General features: G+C 73.3%; 14 protein-coding genes, 1 tRNA gene and 1 pseudogene. 11 read left to right on the top strand and 5 right to left on the bottom strand.

Annotated elements, in window-relative coordinates; translation table 11 throughout:
- Positions 1-15: 15 nt before the first annotated feature.
- Positions 16-912, bottom strand: coding sequence for a LysR family transcriptional regulator ArgP (locus tag ACT7CP_RS11890; protein WP_445442383.1), 897 nt, complete (start codon positions 910-912; stop codon positions 16-18).
- A 69-nt stretch (positions 913-981) separates the two neighbouring features.
- On the opposite strand from ACT7CP_RS11890, the gene ACT7CP_RS11885 reads away from it, so the two are divergent.
- On the top strand, positions 982-1,800 hold the full coding sequence (locus ACT7CP_RS11885; protein WP_445442382.1) for a LysE/ArgO family amino acid transporter: 819 nt from the start codon (positions 982-984) through the stop codon (positions 1,798-1,800).
- Positions 1,797-2,165 (top strand): TraR/DksA family transcriptional regulator, encoded by a 369-nt coding sequence (locus tag ACT7CP_RS11880; RefSeq protein ID WP_413963658.1) that lies wholly within the window; start codon positions 1,797-1,799, stop codon positions 2,163-2,165. The genes ACT7CP_RS11885 and ACT7CP_RS11880 overlap by 4 nt, the downstream gene beginning before the upstream one ends.
- Before the next feature lie 49 nt (positions 2,166-2,214).
- Here ACT7CP_RS11880 and ACT7CP_RS11875 read toward each other — a convergent pair whose 3' ends face one another.
- Positions 2,215-2,718: a MarR family winged helix-turn-helix transcriptional regulator gene (locus ACT7CP_RS11875; RefSeq protein WP_413963657.1), complete on the bottom strand. Its 504-nt coding sequence runs from the start codon at positions 2,716-2,718 to the stop codon at positions 2,215-2,217.
- Between the two features lie 127 nt (positions 2,719-2,845).
- Here ACT7CP_RS11875 and ACT7CP_RS11870 point away from each other — a divergent pair, with 127 nt between their 5' ends.
- A complete protein-coding gene (locus ACT7CP_RS11870; RefSeq protein WP_445442381.1) occupies positions 2,846-4,312 on the top strand; it encodes a DHA2 family efflux MFS transporter permease subunit in 1,467 nt (488 codons plus the stop codon).
- 98 nt (positions 4,313-4,410) lie between these two features.
- On the opposite strand, the pseudogene ACT7CP_RS11865 reads toward ACT7CP_RS11870, so the two are convergent.
- Positions 4,411-5,169: pseudogene (locus ACT7CP_RS11865) on the bottom strand (NADPH-dependent F420 reductase); the annotation flags it as partial.
- Positions 5,170-5,231: 62 nt separating this feature from the next.
- On the opposite strand from ACT7CP_RS11865, the gene ACT7CP_RS11860 reads away from it, so the two are divergent.
- The 5 genes from ACT7CP_RS11860 to ACT7CP_RS11840 all read left to right on the top strand — a co-directional run bounded on the left by ACT7CP_RS11860 (position 5,232) and on the right by ACT7CP_RS11840 (position 9,816).
- Positions 5,232-5,621: a MerR family transcriptional regulator gene (locus ACT7CP_RS11860; protein ID WP_445442380.1), complete on the top strand. Its 390-nt coding sequence runs from the start codon at positions 5,232-5,234 to the stop codon at positions 5,619-5,621.
- A 77-nt stretch (positions 5,622-5,698) separates the two neighbouring features.
- Positions 5,699-7,051 carry an NtaA/DmoA family FMN-dependent monooxygenase gene (locus tag ACT7CP_RS11855; RefSeq protein ID WP_445442379.1) on the top strand — a complete coding sequence of 451 codons (1,353 nt, stop codon included), beginning with the start codon at positions 5,699-5,701 and terminating at the stop codon, positions 7,049-7,051.
- 103 nt (positions 7,052-7,154) lie between these two features.
- Positions 7,155-7,226: transfer RNA gene (locus ACT7CP_RS11850), tRNA-Gln, on the top strand.
- 53 nt (positions 7,227-7,279) lie between these two features.
- A complete protein-coding gene (gene glmU / locus ACT7CP_RS11845; RefSeq protein WP_445442378.1) occupies positions 7,280-8,824 on the top strand; it encodes a bifunctional UDP-N-acetylglucosamine diphosphorylase/glucosamine-1-phosphate N-acetyltransferase GlmU in 1,545 nt (514 codons plus the stop codon).
- A gap of 14 nt (positions 8,825-8,838) precedes the next feature.
- Positions 8,839-9,816 carry a ribose-phosphate diphosphokinase gene (locus ACT7CP_RS11840; RefSeq protein ID WP_445442377.1) on the top strand — a complete coding sequence of 326 codons (978 nt, stop codon included), beginning with the start codon at positions 8,839-8,841 and terminating at the stop codon, positions 9,814-9,816.
- A gap of 35 nt (positions 9,817-9,851) precedes the next feature.
- Here the strand turns inward: ACT7CP_RS11840 and ACT7CP_RS11835 are convergent, their stop codons facing one another.
- Both ACT7CP_RS11835 and gndA read right to left on the bottom strand, forming a co-directional pair.
- Complete coding sequence (locus ACT7CP_RS11835) at positions 9,852-10,226, bottom strand: hypothetical protein (protein WP_445442376.1); 375 nt, start codon at positions 10,224-10,226, stop codon at positions 9,852-9,854.
- Positions 10,227-10,296: 70 nt separating this feature from the next.
- Entirely contained in the window at positions 10,297-11,751 is a 1,455-nt protein-coding gene (gene gndA / locus ACT7CP_RS11830; protein WP_445442375.1) for an NADP-dependent phosphogluconate dehydrogenase, read from the bottom strand.
- 83 nt (positions 11,752-11,834) lie between these two features.
- Here gndA and ACT7CP_RS11825 point away from each other — a divergent pair, with 83 nt between their 5' ends.
- From ACT7CP_RS11825 to pth, 3 genes are all read left to right on the top strand, one after another.
- Positions 11,835-13,889 (top strand): gluconokinase, GntK/IdnK-type, encoded by a 2,055-nt coding sequence (locus ACT7CP_RS11825; protein WP_445442374.1) that lies wholly within the window; start codon positions 11,835-11,837, stop codon positions 13,887-13,889.
- A 170-nt stretch (positions 13,890-14,059) separates the two neighbouring features.
- Complete coding sequence (locus ACT7CP_RS11820) at positions 14,060-14,701, top strand: 50S ribosomal protein L25/general stress protein Ctc (RefSeq protein ID WP_445442373.1); 642 nt, start codon at positions 14,060-14,062, stop codon at positions 14,699-14,701.
- Between the two features lie 148 nt (positions 14,702-14,849).
- Positions 14,850-15,437 (top strand): aminoacyl-tRNA hydrolase, encoded by a 588-nt coding sequence (gene pth / locus ACT7CP_RS11815; RefSeq protein WP_413963647.1) that lies wholly within the window; start codon positions 14,850-14,852, stop codon positions 15,435-15,437.
- Positions 15,438-15,499: the final 62 nt, after the last annotated feature.

Below are 15,499 nucleotides of genomic sequence, written 5' to 3'. Positions count from 1 at the left end.
GCGGCCGCCCGCTCCCTACCGGAGCGAGGCGGCCGCGGCGCGCACGTGCCGGGTGAGGTCGGCGAGCACGGGGGAGTCGACGCTCCACCGCTGCCAGTGCAGCGCCACGTCCACGTGGCTGGCCGCGTCGAGCGGCACCAGCACGCCCTGCTCCACGAGCTCCTCGGCCTGCAGGTCCGGCAGCATTCCCCAGCCCATGCCGAGCGCGACCGCCGTGACGAACTCCGCCGACGACGGCACGTAGTGGCGCGGCTGGCCCGCGGGCGCGCGGCGGCCGCGGAGCCAGCGGTCCTGCATCGCGTCCTTGCGGTCGTACATGACGAGGGGCGCCACGGCCAGCGCGCTCGGGGTCGGCCCGTCGGGCAGGTGCGCGGCGACGTAGGCGGGCGTCGCGAGGGCGCGGTACCGCATCCGGCCGAGGCGCTCCGAGGTGCAGCCCTGCACCGGGTCGCGCACGCTCGTGACCGCGGCCATCGCGGATCCGTCGCGCAGCAGGTCGAGGGAGTGGTGCTCGTCCTCCCGCAGCACCTCGACGGCCTGCCCTGTCTCCGCCGCGAGGCCCGCGAACGCCGGCAGCAGCCACGACGCGAGCGAGTCGCCGTTGACGACCACCGGCACCGCGGCGGTGCCCGCCCGGGGCGCGTCGCCGTCGCCCACGCCGAGCAGGCCGTCGAGGTCGCGCTCCAGCAGGAGCACCTGGCGCGCGTGCCGGAGGACGGCGTCGCCCGCCTCGGTCGTGGTCGCGGGCCGGGTGCGGCGGAGGAGCACGCGGCCGGCGCTCCGCTCGAGCGCCGTGATGCGCTGGCTCACCGCGGACGGCGTGAGGCGCAGGGCCCGCGCGGCGGCGTCGAGCGTGCCCGTGTCGATGACGGCGGCGAGGGTGCGCAGGTGCTCGGTGCGGATGTCCATCATCAGCGATGCTAATGGCGCTGCAGGAACATGAGCTGGTCTGATGCACGCGCGATCCCTAGCGTGGAGGCCATGCACCCCCTCGCCCACGCGCTCTCCGGCTTCGGCCTCGGCTTCTCGCTCATCGCCGCGATCGGCGCGCAGAACGCCTTCCTCCTCCGCCAGGGCACGCGGCGCGAGCACGTGGGCGCCGTCGTGGTGATCTGCGCCCTCTCCGACGTGATCCTCATCGGCCTCGGGGTGGCCGGGGTCGGCGCGGTCATCGAGGCGGCGCCCGTGGCGATCGTCGTGATCCGCGTCCTCGGCGCCGCCTTCCTCGCGGGCTACGCCGCCCTCTCGCTCTTCCGGGCCGTCGCGCCGCGGGGCCTCGCGGTCGCCGCGAGCGCGCCCCGCTCCCTCGGCGCCGTGGTCGGCGCGTGCCTCGCGCTCACCTGGCTCAACCCGCACGTGTACCTCGACACGGTGCTCCTCGTCGGGTCCGTCGCCGCCGGCCACGGCGACGGCCGCTGGGCGTTCGGGATCGGCGCGATGGTGGCCAGCTGCGTCTGGTTCACCCTCCTCGTCCTGGCGGCGCGCGTCTTCGCGCCCGTGCTCGCCCGCCCGGCCGCCTGGCGCGTCCTCGACACCGCCATCGCCGTCGTGATGCTCGTGCTCGCCGTGCAGGTGCTGCTGCCGCTCGTGCCGGCGGGCGCGGGGGAGGGGGCGCGGATCCTCGTGGCGACCGCGATCTGCCTCGCCCTCGCCGGAGTGGTCGCGGCGTGGTCCCGCGCGCGGTCGCGTCGTGTTGCCGCCGCCACCGCCGACCCGGGGACGCAACGGGACGCCGTCGCCGCGCCCCTGGCGGATCCGGCCGGGAAGCCCGCGGACCCCCGGCGCGTTCCCGTGGAGTGACCTCCGCCCCCGATCCCGACCCCGTCGACCCGCCCGTCGACCCGCGCGCCGCCCTCGCCGCGCTCCGCGCCGACACGCTGGCCCTCATCCGCGGCCTCGACCGCGATGTGGCGGCGATCGTCGAGGCGCGCCAGGACGCGAACTCCGACGACGAGCACGACCCCGAGGGCGCCACCCTCGCGTTCGAGCGCTCGCAGTCCGACGCGATGATCCGCGAGGCCCGCGTGCGCCTCGACGACGTCGACGCCGCGGTGGCCCGCCTCGACGCGGGCTCCTACGGCCGGTGCGAGGTGTGCGGCGAGCCGATCCCGGCGGGCCGCCTCGCGATCCGCCCGGCCGCGCGCCGCTGCGTCGCCCACGCCTGACCCGAGGGGATCGCCCGTCGCCGAGGCGCCGGACGCCGCCGAGCCGGCCTCAGGCCCCGTCGTCGTCGAGGTCGAGGATGAGCTGCCGCAGCAGCCCCGCGAGCACGTCGCGATCGGCGGCGGGCATCGTCGCGAGCAGGTCCGCCTCCTCGGCCACGAGCCGCGTGATGGCCGTGTCGACGCGCGTGCGCCCCGCGGCCGACATGACGACGAGGATCCCGCGCCCGTCGTGCGGGTCGGTGCGCCGCTCGACGAGGCCGCGCGCCACGAGCCGGTCGATGCGGTTCGTCATCGTGCCCGAGGACACGAGCGTCTGCTGCAGCAGGGCCTTGGGGCTCAGCTGGTACGGATCGCCCGCCCGCCGCAGCGCCGACAGCACGTCGAACTCCCACGACTCGAGCTCCGACTCCTGGAAGGCCGAGCGCCGCGCGCGCTCGAGCAGCCGCGACAGCCGGCCGACCCGCGACAGCACCTCGAGCGGCGAGAAGTCGAGGTCGGGCCGCTCGCGGCGCCACGCGTCGACGATGCGGTCGACCTCGTCGCGGCTGGGCATCCCCCCATCATGCCGGTCCGGGCGGAGCCGGTGGATCGCGGCGCCGCCGGGCGAGCGCTCGGCGCACGGGCGCCGGATCCGCTGCGGACTTGACCTTCACACTTATGTGAATGTCGACGATGGAGGGATGACCACTTCCCTCCGACCGCGCGAGCAGCCGCGGACCGCCGATCGCCTCCAGCCGGGCGACGCGCTCGTCATCGGCCTGCTGATGGCGTCCACCTTCCTCGTGCTGCTCAACGAGATGCTCCTGGGCGTCGCCCTGCCCACCCTCATCGCCGACCTGCGGATCACCCCGTCCGCCGGTCAGTGGCTGACGACCGGCTACCTGCTGACCCTGGCGGTCCTGATCCCCGCGACCGGCTTCGTGATGCGCCGCTTCCACCTGCGCACGATCTTCCTGACCGCGCTGTCGGTGTTCATCATCGGCACGGCGGTCTCGGCCGTGGCCCCGTCCTTCGGGATCCTCCTGATCGGCCGGATCGTCCAGGCCGTCGGGACGGCGGTGTTCCTGCCCCTGCTGATGACCACCGCCATCCGGCTCATCCCGGAGTCGCGCCGGGGTCGCGTCATGGCGCTCGTGACCGCGGTCCCCGCCATCGCTCCCGCCGTGGGGCCGGCCGTCTCGGGGCTCGTGCTGACCTACCTCCCGTGGCGGTGGCTGTTCCTCCTCGTGCTCCCGCTCGCCGTCATCGCGCTGATCGCCGGTGCCGTGAAGCTGAGGAACATCACGACCCCGGAGCGCGCCTCGCTGGACCTCGTCTCCCTGGCCCTGTCGGCGGTCGGCTTCGGCGCCCTCGTGCTGGGCCTGTCCCTCATCGGCGAGTCCGCGTCCGGCCACGCCCCGATGCCCCCGCTCGTCCCGACCGTGATCGGCCTCATCGGGGTCGCCGGGTTCGTCTGGCGCCAGGTGGCGCTGCGCCGCCGCACCGAGCCGTTCCTCGACATGCGCATCTTCCAGAGCAGGCGGTTCGCGGTCGCGGTCGTGGTGATGCTGTTCGTCGCGATGAACGGCTTCGGCGTCGCCCTGGTCCTGCCGTTCGTGCTGACCGGGGCGCTGGGGCTCAGCACGCTCGCGATCGGGCTGTTCCTCCTCCCCGGCGGCGTCATCATCTCCGTCGTCTCCGCGCTCGGCGGGCGCGTCTACGACCGGTGGGGTCCCCTGCCGCTGACCATCCCGGGTGCCGTGATCTGGGCCGCGAGCATCTGGTTCCTCAGCACCCTGGACGACACGAGCAGCGTGTGGACCTACCTCACCGGCTACCTCCTCATGGCGGCCGGCCAGGCGATGATCTGGGGACCGGTGACGACGCTCGCCCTGTCGTCGCTGCGCTCGCAGCTGTACCCGCACGGGACCGCGGCGTTCACCACGGTGCAGCAGCTCGCGGGCGCCGCCGGCGGGGCGGTCCTGGTGTCCGCGTACACGATCGGCTCCCGCGCGACCGGCCCGGGTGCCCTCACGGTGGCGCAGACGGTGTCGGCGGGTCAGGCGGCCTTCACGACCGGTCTGATCATCGCGATCGCCGGCCTCATCGCCACCCTGCTCATCGGCCGCCGTCGGGCGACCCCGGCCGACGCGGCTCCGAGCGCCTGATCCCACCGGGCACGACGAGAGGCTCCCTCAGGGAGGGAGCCTCTCGTCGTGCGTCCGGCCGTCGGCGCGATCACCGTCGTGTCGGGGCGGCCCCGCGCTCAGTAGACGGCGCGGTTGAGCCGCACGAGGTAGTCGGAGGTCACGTCCCCGCCGGCTTCCGCGCGCTCGGTCACGACGTCGATGACGAGATCGCGGCGGCGCGCCGACCTGGCCCGGTCGGCCGCGGCCAGGGCGGCGGGCAGCTCCTCCGCGGTGAGGTCCGTGCAGTACGCCGGGGTGCCGGGCTGCTGTCGCCACGACTCCGCCAGCGAGCCGCTGTCGAACGCGTCGAATCCGGTGTCCTCCACCAGCGACATCGCCAGCGCCTGCGCGGCCGCGTCGTCTCCGGCGACGGGGACGGCGATCCGCCCGGCGGTGCCCTCCGGGGTTCCGCGCTCCGCGAAGGACTGCGCCACGATCGCGTTCCACGCCTTGACCAGCGGTCGGCCGTACTGCTCGCCGACCCACAGGCTCTCCACCTGGCCGCCGTCGAGCTCGGCGATCGCCTCGTCGCGCATCGGGTAGTAGTTCGAGGTGTCGATGACGACGGCGCCCTCGGGCGCCGCGCGGACGAGGGGCGCGACGTCCGGGACCCGGTTCAGCGGCACGGACACGATGAGGACATCGACCCCCGCCGCGACGTCGGCCGCCTCCACCGCCCGCGCGCCGGTGCTGAGGGCCGCGCCCTCGATGGTCTCGGGGCCTCGGGAGTTCGCGACGGCCACGTCGTGCCCTGCGCCGGCGAGGCGCTGCGCGAGGGTGGCGCCGATCATGCCGGTGCCGATGATGCCGATCTTCATGGTCCTGCCTTCCTGTCCTGGTGCCCTCCAGTGTCGACGTTGCCATTAGTGTGAAGGTCAAACGCGGACGAGAGGACGGCATGCGCATCGGAGAGCTCGCGAAGAGGACGGGCGTGCCACCGCGCATGCTCCGGTACTACGAGGAGCAGGGCCTGATCTCCCCGCAGCGCCTCGACAACGGGTACCGCGACTACGGGGACTACCTCGTCGACCGCGTCAACAAGATCCGCGGCCTCGCCGACGCCGGCATCCCCTCGCGCATCATCATCGACATCCTCCCGTGCCTCGATCAGCCGCAGACGATCGTGGTCCGGAACGCGGAGCCCGGGCTGCGCGACCTCCTGACGCGCGAGCGCGACCGCATGGCGGAGAAGATCGACTTCCTCATGCAGAACCGCGACGCGATCACGAGCTACATCGCCGCCCTCGACGAGGCCACCACGCAGGAGCCGCTGGCGCACGCGAGCTGAGCGCGCCGCGACATCCGACGTCCACGGCGAGACGCCGCTTGACATTCACACCTATGTGAAGGTCGGAGCATGGATCCATGGAGAACGACGACACGTCCCGCACCACCCCCCAGATGCTCATCGCCATGCAGCTCGTCGGCGGCTTCGGCGGCGTGCCGGGCGCCTGGCGGCTCCCGGGCGTGCGACTGGACAGCTACACGGACATGGACGAGCACGTCCGCCACGCGCGCTCCGCCGAGCGCGGCAAGATCCACCTGCTGTTCTTCGCCGACACCCCGGCCTTGGAGACCGACCTCGAGGTCCAGCCGCAGCGGCACGTGATCGACCCGGTGGTCGTCATGACCTCCATCGCGCGTGAGACGTCGCGCATCGGCCTGGTCGCGACCGCGTCCACGACCTTCAACGAGCCGTACAACATCGCCCGCCAGTACAAGGCGATGGACGTGGTCAGCCACGGCCGGATCGGCTGGAACGCCGTGACCACGTCGAACCCGGACGCGGCCGCCAACTTCGGCGCGCAGGTGCCGCCGCGGCCGGAGAAGTACGCCCGGGCGCACGAGGTCATCCAGATCGTCGAGGCGCTCTGGGGCAGCTGGGAGGAGGACGCGCTGATCGGCGACGTCGCGGCGGGCCGCTACGCGGACGCGTCGAAGGTCCGGCCGATCAACCTGAGCGGCCAGCACGTCGCGTCGGTCGGACCCCTGCCGATCCCGCCGTCCGAGCAGGGGCAGCCGGTGATCTTCCAGGCCGGGGGAGGGCAGAACGGGCTCGAGCTCGCCGGCCGCTACGCCGACGGCGTCTACGCGAACCCGTTCGACATCCCCTCCGCCCGCGCCCAGCGCGATGCCCTGCGCGCGGCCGCCGTCGCGGCCGGCCGGGACGCGGACGACATCAAGATGTTCGCCGGCTTCATGCCCACGGTCGCCGCGACCAAGCGCGAGGCCCTCGACCGGCGCCGGTTCCTGGACGAGTCGCTCGACCTGCGCCAGCGCGTCGCCTACCTCGGGCACATGATCGGCCTGCCGCTGACGTACGACGCCATCGACGAGCCCGTGCCCGCGGAACTCCTCGCCCGCGCGGTCGCGAGCCCCGGGGATCCGCGGGCGGTCCGGGCCCTCGAGGTCGTCCGCGAGGGCTGGTCGCTGCGCGACGTCATCGCCCACGGCGTCATCGACTTCCACCCCGTGGTCGCGGGGACGGCGGAGGAGGTCGCTGACTTCATGCAGGAGTGGTTCGAGGCCGGCGCCTGCGACGGCTTCTCCCTCTCCATCGACAGCCTCCACGACGGCGTCGACGACTTCGTCGATCAGGTCGTGCCGATCCTCCAGGAGCGCGGGATCTTCCACCGGGACTACGAGGCCGCCACCCTCCGCGAGAGCATGGGCGCGGCCCCGCGCTACGGGCGGGACCCGCGCGTGCGAGGTCGCTAGGGGGTGCCCGCGGCGCCCACCCGGCCCGCCGGCCGCACGCACGGGCAGCCCGCGCCCCGTGGTCTGGCAGACTCGACCTGCGCACGGCCGGGCCGTGGAGCGGTCCGCCTTGGTGTAACGGCAGCACTTCAGCCTTTGGAGCTGTGAGGTCCAGGTTCGAATCCTGGGGGCGGAGCGACGCCCCACCCGGGCGCGCCGGACCGACCGACCCAGATCAGGGAGATCGCCATGACCGACTCAGACAGCACGCCGAGGACCCGCGAGATCCCCATCGTCACCGGCGAGCTCGACGTCGACGGGGAGCCCCGCAGCCCGTCCATCGCGGTCGTGATCCTCGCGGCCGGCCAGGGCACGCGCATGCGCTCGCGCCTCCCCAAGGTCCTGCACCCGCTCGCCGGCCTGCCGCTCGTCGGCCACGTGCTCGCGACCGCGGAGGAGCTCGGCGCGCGCCACATCGTCACGGTCGTCCGCCACGAGCGCGACCAGGTCGTCCAGGTGGTCCGCGCGCTCTCCCCGCAGGCCGTCGTGGTCGACCAGGACGAGATCCCCGGCACCGGCCGCGCCGTCGAGGTGGGCATCACGGCCCTGCCCGACGGGTTCACGGGCCAGGTCGTCGTGCTCTCCGGCGACGTCCCGCTCCTCGACGCGGCCACGCTCCGCTCGCTCGTCTCCGCGCACCGCCAGGCCCGCAACGACTTGACCCTCCTCACCGCCCGGCTCGACGATCCGACCGGCAACGGCCGCATCATCCGCGGCCAGGACGGGGCCTTCGAGGCCATCGTCGAGCAGAAGGACGCCACCGGCGACCAGCTCCGCATCGACGAGGTCAACGCGGGCGTCTACGTCTTCGACGCCGAGGCCCTCCGGCAGACGCTCGGCGTCATCGGCACCGAGAACGCGCAGCGCGAGAAGTACCTCACCGACGCGGCGGACGTGATCCGTCGCGCGGGCGGATCCATCGAGGCCCTGCCCGTGCGCGACAGCTGGCTCGTCGCCGGCATCAACGACCGCGTGCAGCTCACGGCCGCCGCCACCGAGCTGAACGCGCGCATCATCCGCCGCTGGCAGCTCGCGGGCGTGACGATCCAGGACCCGCGCACCACCTGGATCGACGTGAAGGCCACGCTCGCCGCCGACGTCACGATCCTCCCGGGCACGCAGGTCCTCGGCGCCTCGACCGTCGCCGCGGGCGCGACCGTCGGCCCCGACACGACCCTCCGCGACACCGAGGTCGGCGAGGACGCCGAGGTCCGCCGCACCGACGCGAACCTCAGCGTCATCGGCGCCCGCGCGACCGTCGGGCCGTTCTCCTTCCTCCGGCCCGGCACGCGGCTCGGCGACGACGGCAAGATCGGCGCGTACGTCGAGACGAAGAACGCGGAGATCGGCGCGCACAGCAAGGTCCCGCACCTCAGCTACGTGGGCGACGCGACGGTCGGGGAGCACTCGAACATCGGCGCGGGCGCGATCTTCGCCAACTACGACGGCGTCGCCAAGCACCGCACGGAGGTGGGCGACCACGTCCACCTCGGCTCGCGGAACGTCCTCGTGGCACCCGTTAGGATCGGTACGGGCTCCTACACGGGTGCCGGTGCCGTCATCCGCAAGGACGTCCCACCCGGCGCACTCGGCATCTCGGTGGCGCCGCAACGCAACATGGTCGGCTGGACCGAGGCCAAGCGACCGGGCACCCCCGAGGCCCGGGCCGCCGTCGAGGCCGCCGACGGGCACCAGGACGAGCCGTCCGGGACCGACCCCACCGAGCAGCACTGACGAGACGGAGTCCCGTGCCCGCAATCAAGACCGCCGGAGAGAAGCGGCTCGTGATCGTCACGGGTCGCGCGCACCCCGAGCTCGCCGAGCAGATCGCCCAGGAGCTCGAGACCACCCTCGTGCACACCGACGCGCGGACCTTCGCCAACGGCGAGCTCTACATCCGCTACGACGAGAGCGTCCGCGGCAGCGACGCGTTCGTGATCCAGTCGCACACGGCGCCCATCAACGAGTGGCTCATGGAGCAGCTCATCATGGTCGACGCGATGAAGCGGGCCTCGGCCAAGCGCATCACGGTGGTCGCGCCGTTCTACCCCTACGCCCGCCAGGACAAGAAGGGCCGCGGCCGCGAGCCGATCTCCGCCCGTCTCGTCGCGGACCTCTTCAAGGCCGCCGGTGCCGACCGCATCATGTCGGTCGACCTGCACGCCGCGCAGATCCAGGGCTTCTTCGACGGCCCCGTCGACCACCTCTTCGCGATGCCCGTGCTCCTCGAGCACATGCGCTCCGTGCTCGACTCCACGACCCTCACGGTCGTGTCGCCCGACATGGGCCGCGTCCGCGTCGCCGACATCTGGAGCGACAAGCTCGGCGCGCCGCTCGCAATCATCCACAAGCGCCGTGACCCGAAGGTGCACAACCAGGTCACCGTGCACGAGATCGTCGGCGACGTGGAGGGCCGCGTCTGCCTCCTGGTCGACGACCTCATCGACACCGGCCGCACCATCGTCTCCGCCGCCGAGGCGCTGAAGAAGAACGGCGCCACGGGCGTCGTCGTCGCGGCCACGCACGCGGTCTTCTCGGACCCGGCCACGCAGATCCTGAACAGCCCGCACATCGACTCGGTCGTCGTCACGGACTCCCTGCCGATCCCCGAGGAGAAGCGCTGGGACAAGCTCACGGTGCTGCCCATCGCGCCGCTGCTGGCCCGCGCGATCCACGAGGTGTTCGACGACGGATCCGTCACGAGCATGTTCGACGGCGCGGCCTAGGCCGCAGCTCGTCCGCGTCGGGCGGAGCGACCGGGTCAGTCCCGGGAGCCCCGCTCGACGACCTCGCTCGCGACGCGCCCCGAGGGGATGACGCCGAGCGAGACGATGTGCTCGTCGCCCCCGAAGGCGTACCTCGTGTAGCACTCGTAGCCGACGACGCCGGGGCCGAAGAGCTGGAACCGCACCTCGTAGGAGGGGGAGTCGGGCCGCTCGAAGCGCACGAAGTCGGCGCAGGCCATGTCGGCCGTGTTCGCGCCGACGCGCACCATGGTGACGACGCCGGGGAGCAGCAGGCTCACGATCCCGACGACGACGACCACGCGCATCACGAGCAGGGTCCGCTTGCTGCGGAGGCTCCGCGGCCGGTGCGGCTCGTAGCCGGCCAGCTCCGGGTGCTCGTCCTCGTCCATCCGGCCCAGTCTGACAGACGCCCCGCCGCCCACGAGGGGCGGCGGGGCGTCGGCGACGGTCAGCGGACGGTCAGTGCGTGTCCTCCGCCTCGACCTCGGAGCGGTCGCCGGACCACAGCGTGTGGAAGGTGCCCTCCCGGTCGGTGCGGTGGTACGTGTGCGCGCCGAAGAAGTCGCGCTGGCCCTGCACCAGGGCGGCGGGCAGGCGCTCGGAGGCGAGCGAGTCGTAGTAGCTCAGCGCGGACGCGAAGCCGGGGACCGGGATCCCCGACAGCGCGGCGACCGAGACGACCCGGCGCCAGGCCTGCTCGCCGTCGGCGACGGCCTTCGCGAAGTACGGGTCCTCCAGCAGCGTCGCGAGGCCCGAGTCCTTCTCGTACGCCTCCACGATGCGGTTGAGGAACTGGGCGCGGATGATGCAGCCGCCGCGCCAGATCTCCGCGACCTTGCCCTTGTCGATGTCCCAGCCGTACTCCTTGGCGCCCGCGATGATCGCGTCGAAGCCCTGCGCGTACGCGACGACCTTGCTCGCGTAGAGCGCGGCGCGCACGTCGTCCTCGAACGTGTCGCCGCCGGACTGGATCTCCGGACGGCTCGTGATCGTGGCCTGCACGGCCTTCCGCTGCTCCGGCTTCGACGACACGGCGCGCGCGAACACGGCCTCCGCGATCCCGCCGACCGGCACGCCGAGGCCCACCGCGTTCTGCACCGTCCAGACGCCCGTGCCCTTGGAGCCGGCCTGGTCGACGATCACGTCGACGAGCGGCTTGCCCGTGGACGCGTCCTTCTGCCGGAGCACCTCCGCGGTGATCTCGATGAGGTACGACTCGAGGTCGCCCCCGTTCCACGCCTCGAACACGTCCGCGATGGCGTCCGGCTCGTGGCCGCCCACGCGACGCAGGAGGTCGAACGACTCGGCGATGAGCTGCATGTCGGCGTACTCGATGCCGTTGTGGATCATCTTCACGAAGTGCCCGGCGCCGTCGGTGCCGATGTGGGTGACGCAGGGATTCCCCTCCGCGACCGCGGCGATCGACTCGAGGATCGGGCCGAGCGTCTCGTACGCCTCCGCGGTGCCGCCGGGCATGATGCTCGGTCCCTTGAGCGCGCCCTCCTCGCCGCCGGAGATGCCGGCGCCGACGAAGTGCAGGCCCTTGGCGCGGACCTCCTTCTCGCGGCGGATCGTGTCGGTGAACAGCGCGTTGCCGCCGTCCACGATGATGTCGCCCTCCTCGAACGCCGCGGTCAGCTGCTCGATGACCGCGTCCGTGCCGCGCCCGGCCTTGACCATGATGATCGCGGTGCGGGGGCGCTGCAGCGAGGCCGCGAACTCCTCGACCGTGGTGGCGGCGACGAAGCCGGCCTCCGGGTGCGCCTCGATGAGGTCGGTGGTCTTCTGGGTGGTGCGGTTGTACACCGCGACCGTGTTGCCCTCGCGGCTGGCGAGGTTGCGGGCGAGGTTCGAGCCCATCACCGCGAGCCCCACCACCCCGATGTTCGCCGTGGCCTGCTGGTCATCTGACATCTGATGCCTCCTTGTCGACAGTGGTGCTCAGGCTACGCCCGGGCTCCCGCGCGTCAGCGGGACGACAGGGAGCGTCTCGTAGGATGGACGGGCGCACCGAGACGGTCGCGCCGCACGAGTTCCTCACCGAACCGCAGGGAGTGATCCGCATCGACGCCGTCCGACCGTTCCCGCCCGTGATCGTGATGGGGGTCTCCGGATCCGGGAAGTCGACCGTCGGCGAGCTCCTCGCCCAGGACGCGGGCGTGCCCTTCGTCGACGGCGACGACCTCCACCCGGAGGCCAACCGCCGCATGATGGCCGAGGGCCGCGCCCTCGAGGACGACGACCGCCGCCCCTGGCTCGAGGAGGTCGGGCGCGCGCTCGCCGGCCGTGCCGAGGGCGGGCCCGTGGTCGCGTGCAGCGCGCTGAAGCGCTCCTACCGCGACATCCTCCGCGCCGCCGTGCCCGACGCCGTCTTCGTGCACCTCGCCGGCGACCACGAGCTGCTGGCCGAGCGGCTCGGCGCCCGCGAGGGCCACTTCATGCCGTCGAGCCTCCTCGCGTCGCAGCTGCGCACGCTCGAGCCGCTCGGCGACGACGAGGCGGGGATCACGCTCGACATCACCGACGACCCCGTGGCGCTCGCCGACGCGGCCGTCCGCGAGCTGCTGCCGGGCGGCCGGACGGCGTCGCCCGGGCGGGTCGACGACGCGCCGGCCACGTCGACCGAGCCCGCCGCGGCGGTGCCCGAGGCGGACGTGCCCGCGCTCGTCCGCGAGGCCCGCTCCGACGAGGACGTGCCGCACCCCGTCGCCTCCGCGGACGCCCCGCGCCACGCGGCCGGAGCGCCGCCGGAGCCGTCCGCCGCGATCCGCGCCGCCGACGACGCCCCCGCGGCCGCCACGGGCGACGGCGCCCCCGCGGCGGCCGTGCACGAGCCCATCCGCGTCGCGATCGTCGGCTGCGGTGTCATCGGGACGCACCACGCGCGCGTCCTCGCCGAGCACCCCGAGTTCCACGTGGCCGCGCTCGTCGACGTCACCGCGGCCACCGCCGAGGAGCTGGCCGACGTCGTCGTCGACGAGCTGCGCGCCGCCCGCCCGCGCGTGTTCGCCCGGCTCGGCGACCTCATCCGCGAGGACGCCGCCGAGCTCGTCGTGATCTGCACCCCGAGCGGCCTGCACATCGGCCTCGCCGAGGAGGCGCTCGCGGCCGGCCTGCACGTCGTCATCGAGAAGCCCCTCGACGTCGACCTCGCGCGGGGCCGCCGCATCGCCGAGCTGGCGCGCGAGGCCGCCGGGCGGGGGATCCTCTCCACCGTCATCAGCCAGCACCGCTTCAATCCGTCGAGCGTCGTGGTGGACCGCGCCGTGCGCTCGGGCCGCCTCGGCCGCCTCACCTCCGCCGTCGCGAGCGCGCCCTGGTGGCGCAGCCAGGGCTTCTACGACTCCGGCCACTGGCGCGGCTCGTGGGACCTCGACGGCGGCGGCGCGCTCATGAACCAGGGCGTCCACACGCTCGACCTCCTCGTCTCCTACCTCGGCCGCCCGGTCGAGGTGTACGCGCAGACGGCGCTGCTCGCCCACGACGGCATCGAGGTCGAGGACGTCGCGGTCGCCGTGATCCGCTTCGCGTCCGGCGCCCTCGCCACCATGCAGGCGACGACGGCCGGGTACCCGGGGCTCGACACCCGCGTGCAGGTGCAGGGGACGCGCGGATCGGCCGTCATCGAGGCGGGGTCGCTCACCTACTTCCACGCGGCGCCCGAGTCGGGCGTGCCCGCGCAGGCCGACGTCCGGAACGACGCGGAGCTCGAGATGCACGCCGCCGAGCTGCCGCGCTCGCCGCGCCTCGACAACACCTACCTCGAGGGCCACTACCGCCAGTACGACGACATCGCGGACGCGCTCCGCACCGGCCGCCCCGCCGGCGTCACCGTGGACGACGCGTTCCTCTCGCTCGCCACCGTCGTCAGCGTCTACGTGTCGGCCACGCTCGGCACCCCCGTCGCGTTCGAGGACGTCGTCGACGGCGTGCACGACGGGCTGCGGCTCCGCGTGGGGCAGTCCACGCCGCCCGCGCCGGGAGCGCCGGCGCCCGCTGCCGCGCAGACTCCGGCCGGGGACGCGTCGACCGGGGACCCGTCCGTCCGGTAGCATCGGGGGTTGAACTTCGGCGAGGGATCGCAGGAGCCGTGCGCGAGCGCGGCGGCGGTCCGTTATCGACGCGGTGGACGGGGCTCGCACCTCATTCCTCACGCGCAAGCGTTCGAGCAGACGACACACACACGACGCGAGCCCTCACGGGCCGCACTAGGAGCGACACCATGGTTGACAACAACCTCACCGCGGAGCTGCGCACGCAGTTCGGCAAGGGCGCGGCCCGCAAGATCCGCGCGGTCGGCAAGATCCCCGCGGTCATCTACGGCCACGGCACCGACCCCCAGCACGTAACGCTGCCGGGTCACGAGCTCATGCTCATCATCCGCAAGGCGAACCAGATCATCACGCTCGACATCGCCGGCACGCCGCAGCTCGCGCTGGTGAAGGACGTCCAGAAGGACCCCGTCCGCCAGATCATCGAGCACGTCGACCTCATCGTCGTCCGCCAGGGCGAGCGCGTCGAGGTCGAGGTCCCGATCCACGTCGAGGGCGAGTCCTACCCCGGCACGATCCACTCCCTCGAGAACACGTCCATCACGGTCGACGTCGAGGCCACGCACATCCCCGAGTCGTTCGTCGTCTCCATCGAGGGCTTCGAGGACGGCACGCAGGTCTCGGCCGGGCAGGTCACCCTCCCCGCCGGCGCCACGCTGGTCACCGACCCCGACACGCTCGTGCTCGCGGTCTCCGTGCCCCAGCTCGACCTCACCACCGACGCGGAGGACGCGCAGGCCGAGGGCGACGAGGGCGTCGAGGTCACGGGCGAGGGCGGCACCGGCGACGAGACCGTCGACGCCGACAAGTAGCGTCCTGCGGCCCCGCGCCGCATCGCACGTCAGCACCACCAGCACGACAGCACCACGGAGCCCGTCGGCCGCCGTCCGGGACACCGGCGTCGGCCGACGGGCTCCGCGCATCCGGGACCGGGTGCGCACGAGGACGAGGAGAGCGCACGTGGACGACCGGACCCTGCTCGTCGTCGGCCTCGGCAACCCCGGCCCGCAGTACGCGGGCACGCGCCACAACGTCGGGCAGATGGCGCTCGACGTCCTCGCCGACCGGATGCGCGTCGCCTTCCGCTCGCACCGCGCCAACGCGCAGGTCGCGGAGGGGCGCGCGGTCCCGGGCGGGCCGAAGCTCATCCTCGCCAAGCCGAGCTCGTTCATGAACCTGTCCGGCGGGCCGGTCGCGAACCTCCTCAAGTACTTCTCGCTCGACGCGTCGCAGCTCGTGGTCGCGCACGACGAGCTCGACATCCCGTTCGACGCGATGAAGCTCAAGCAGGGCGGCGGGCACGGGGGCCACAACGGCATCCGGGACATCATCTCCTCGGTCGGCTCGGGCGACTTCACGCGCGTGCGGATCGGCATCGGCCGCCCTCCCGGCCGCCAGGACGCCGCCGACTTCGTGCTCAAGCCCTTCTCCTCCACGGAGCGGCAGGTGCTGCCGAACGTGCTCGAGGACGCGGCCGACGCGGTCGAGATGATCGCCTCCGACGGCCTCATCGCCGCGCAGCTGCGCTTCCACACCGCCGCGTCCTGATCCCGCCCCGGGATCCGCGCGTCCGCCCACGGCGGACGACGGCGGCCCTGTCGGTGGCGGCG

It is taken from the genome of Clavibacter rahimiani, from assembly GCF_052654495.1.
Note: the sequence above shows the minus strand (reverse complement) of the source record. Positions and strands in the feature narration are given on the sequence as shown.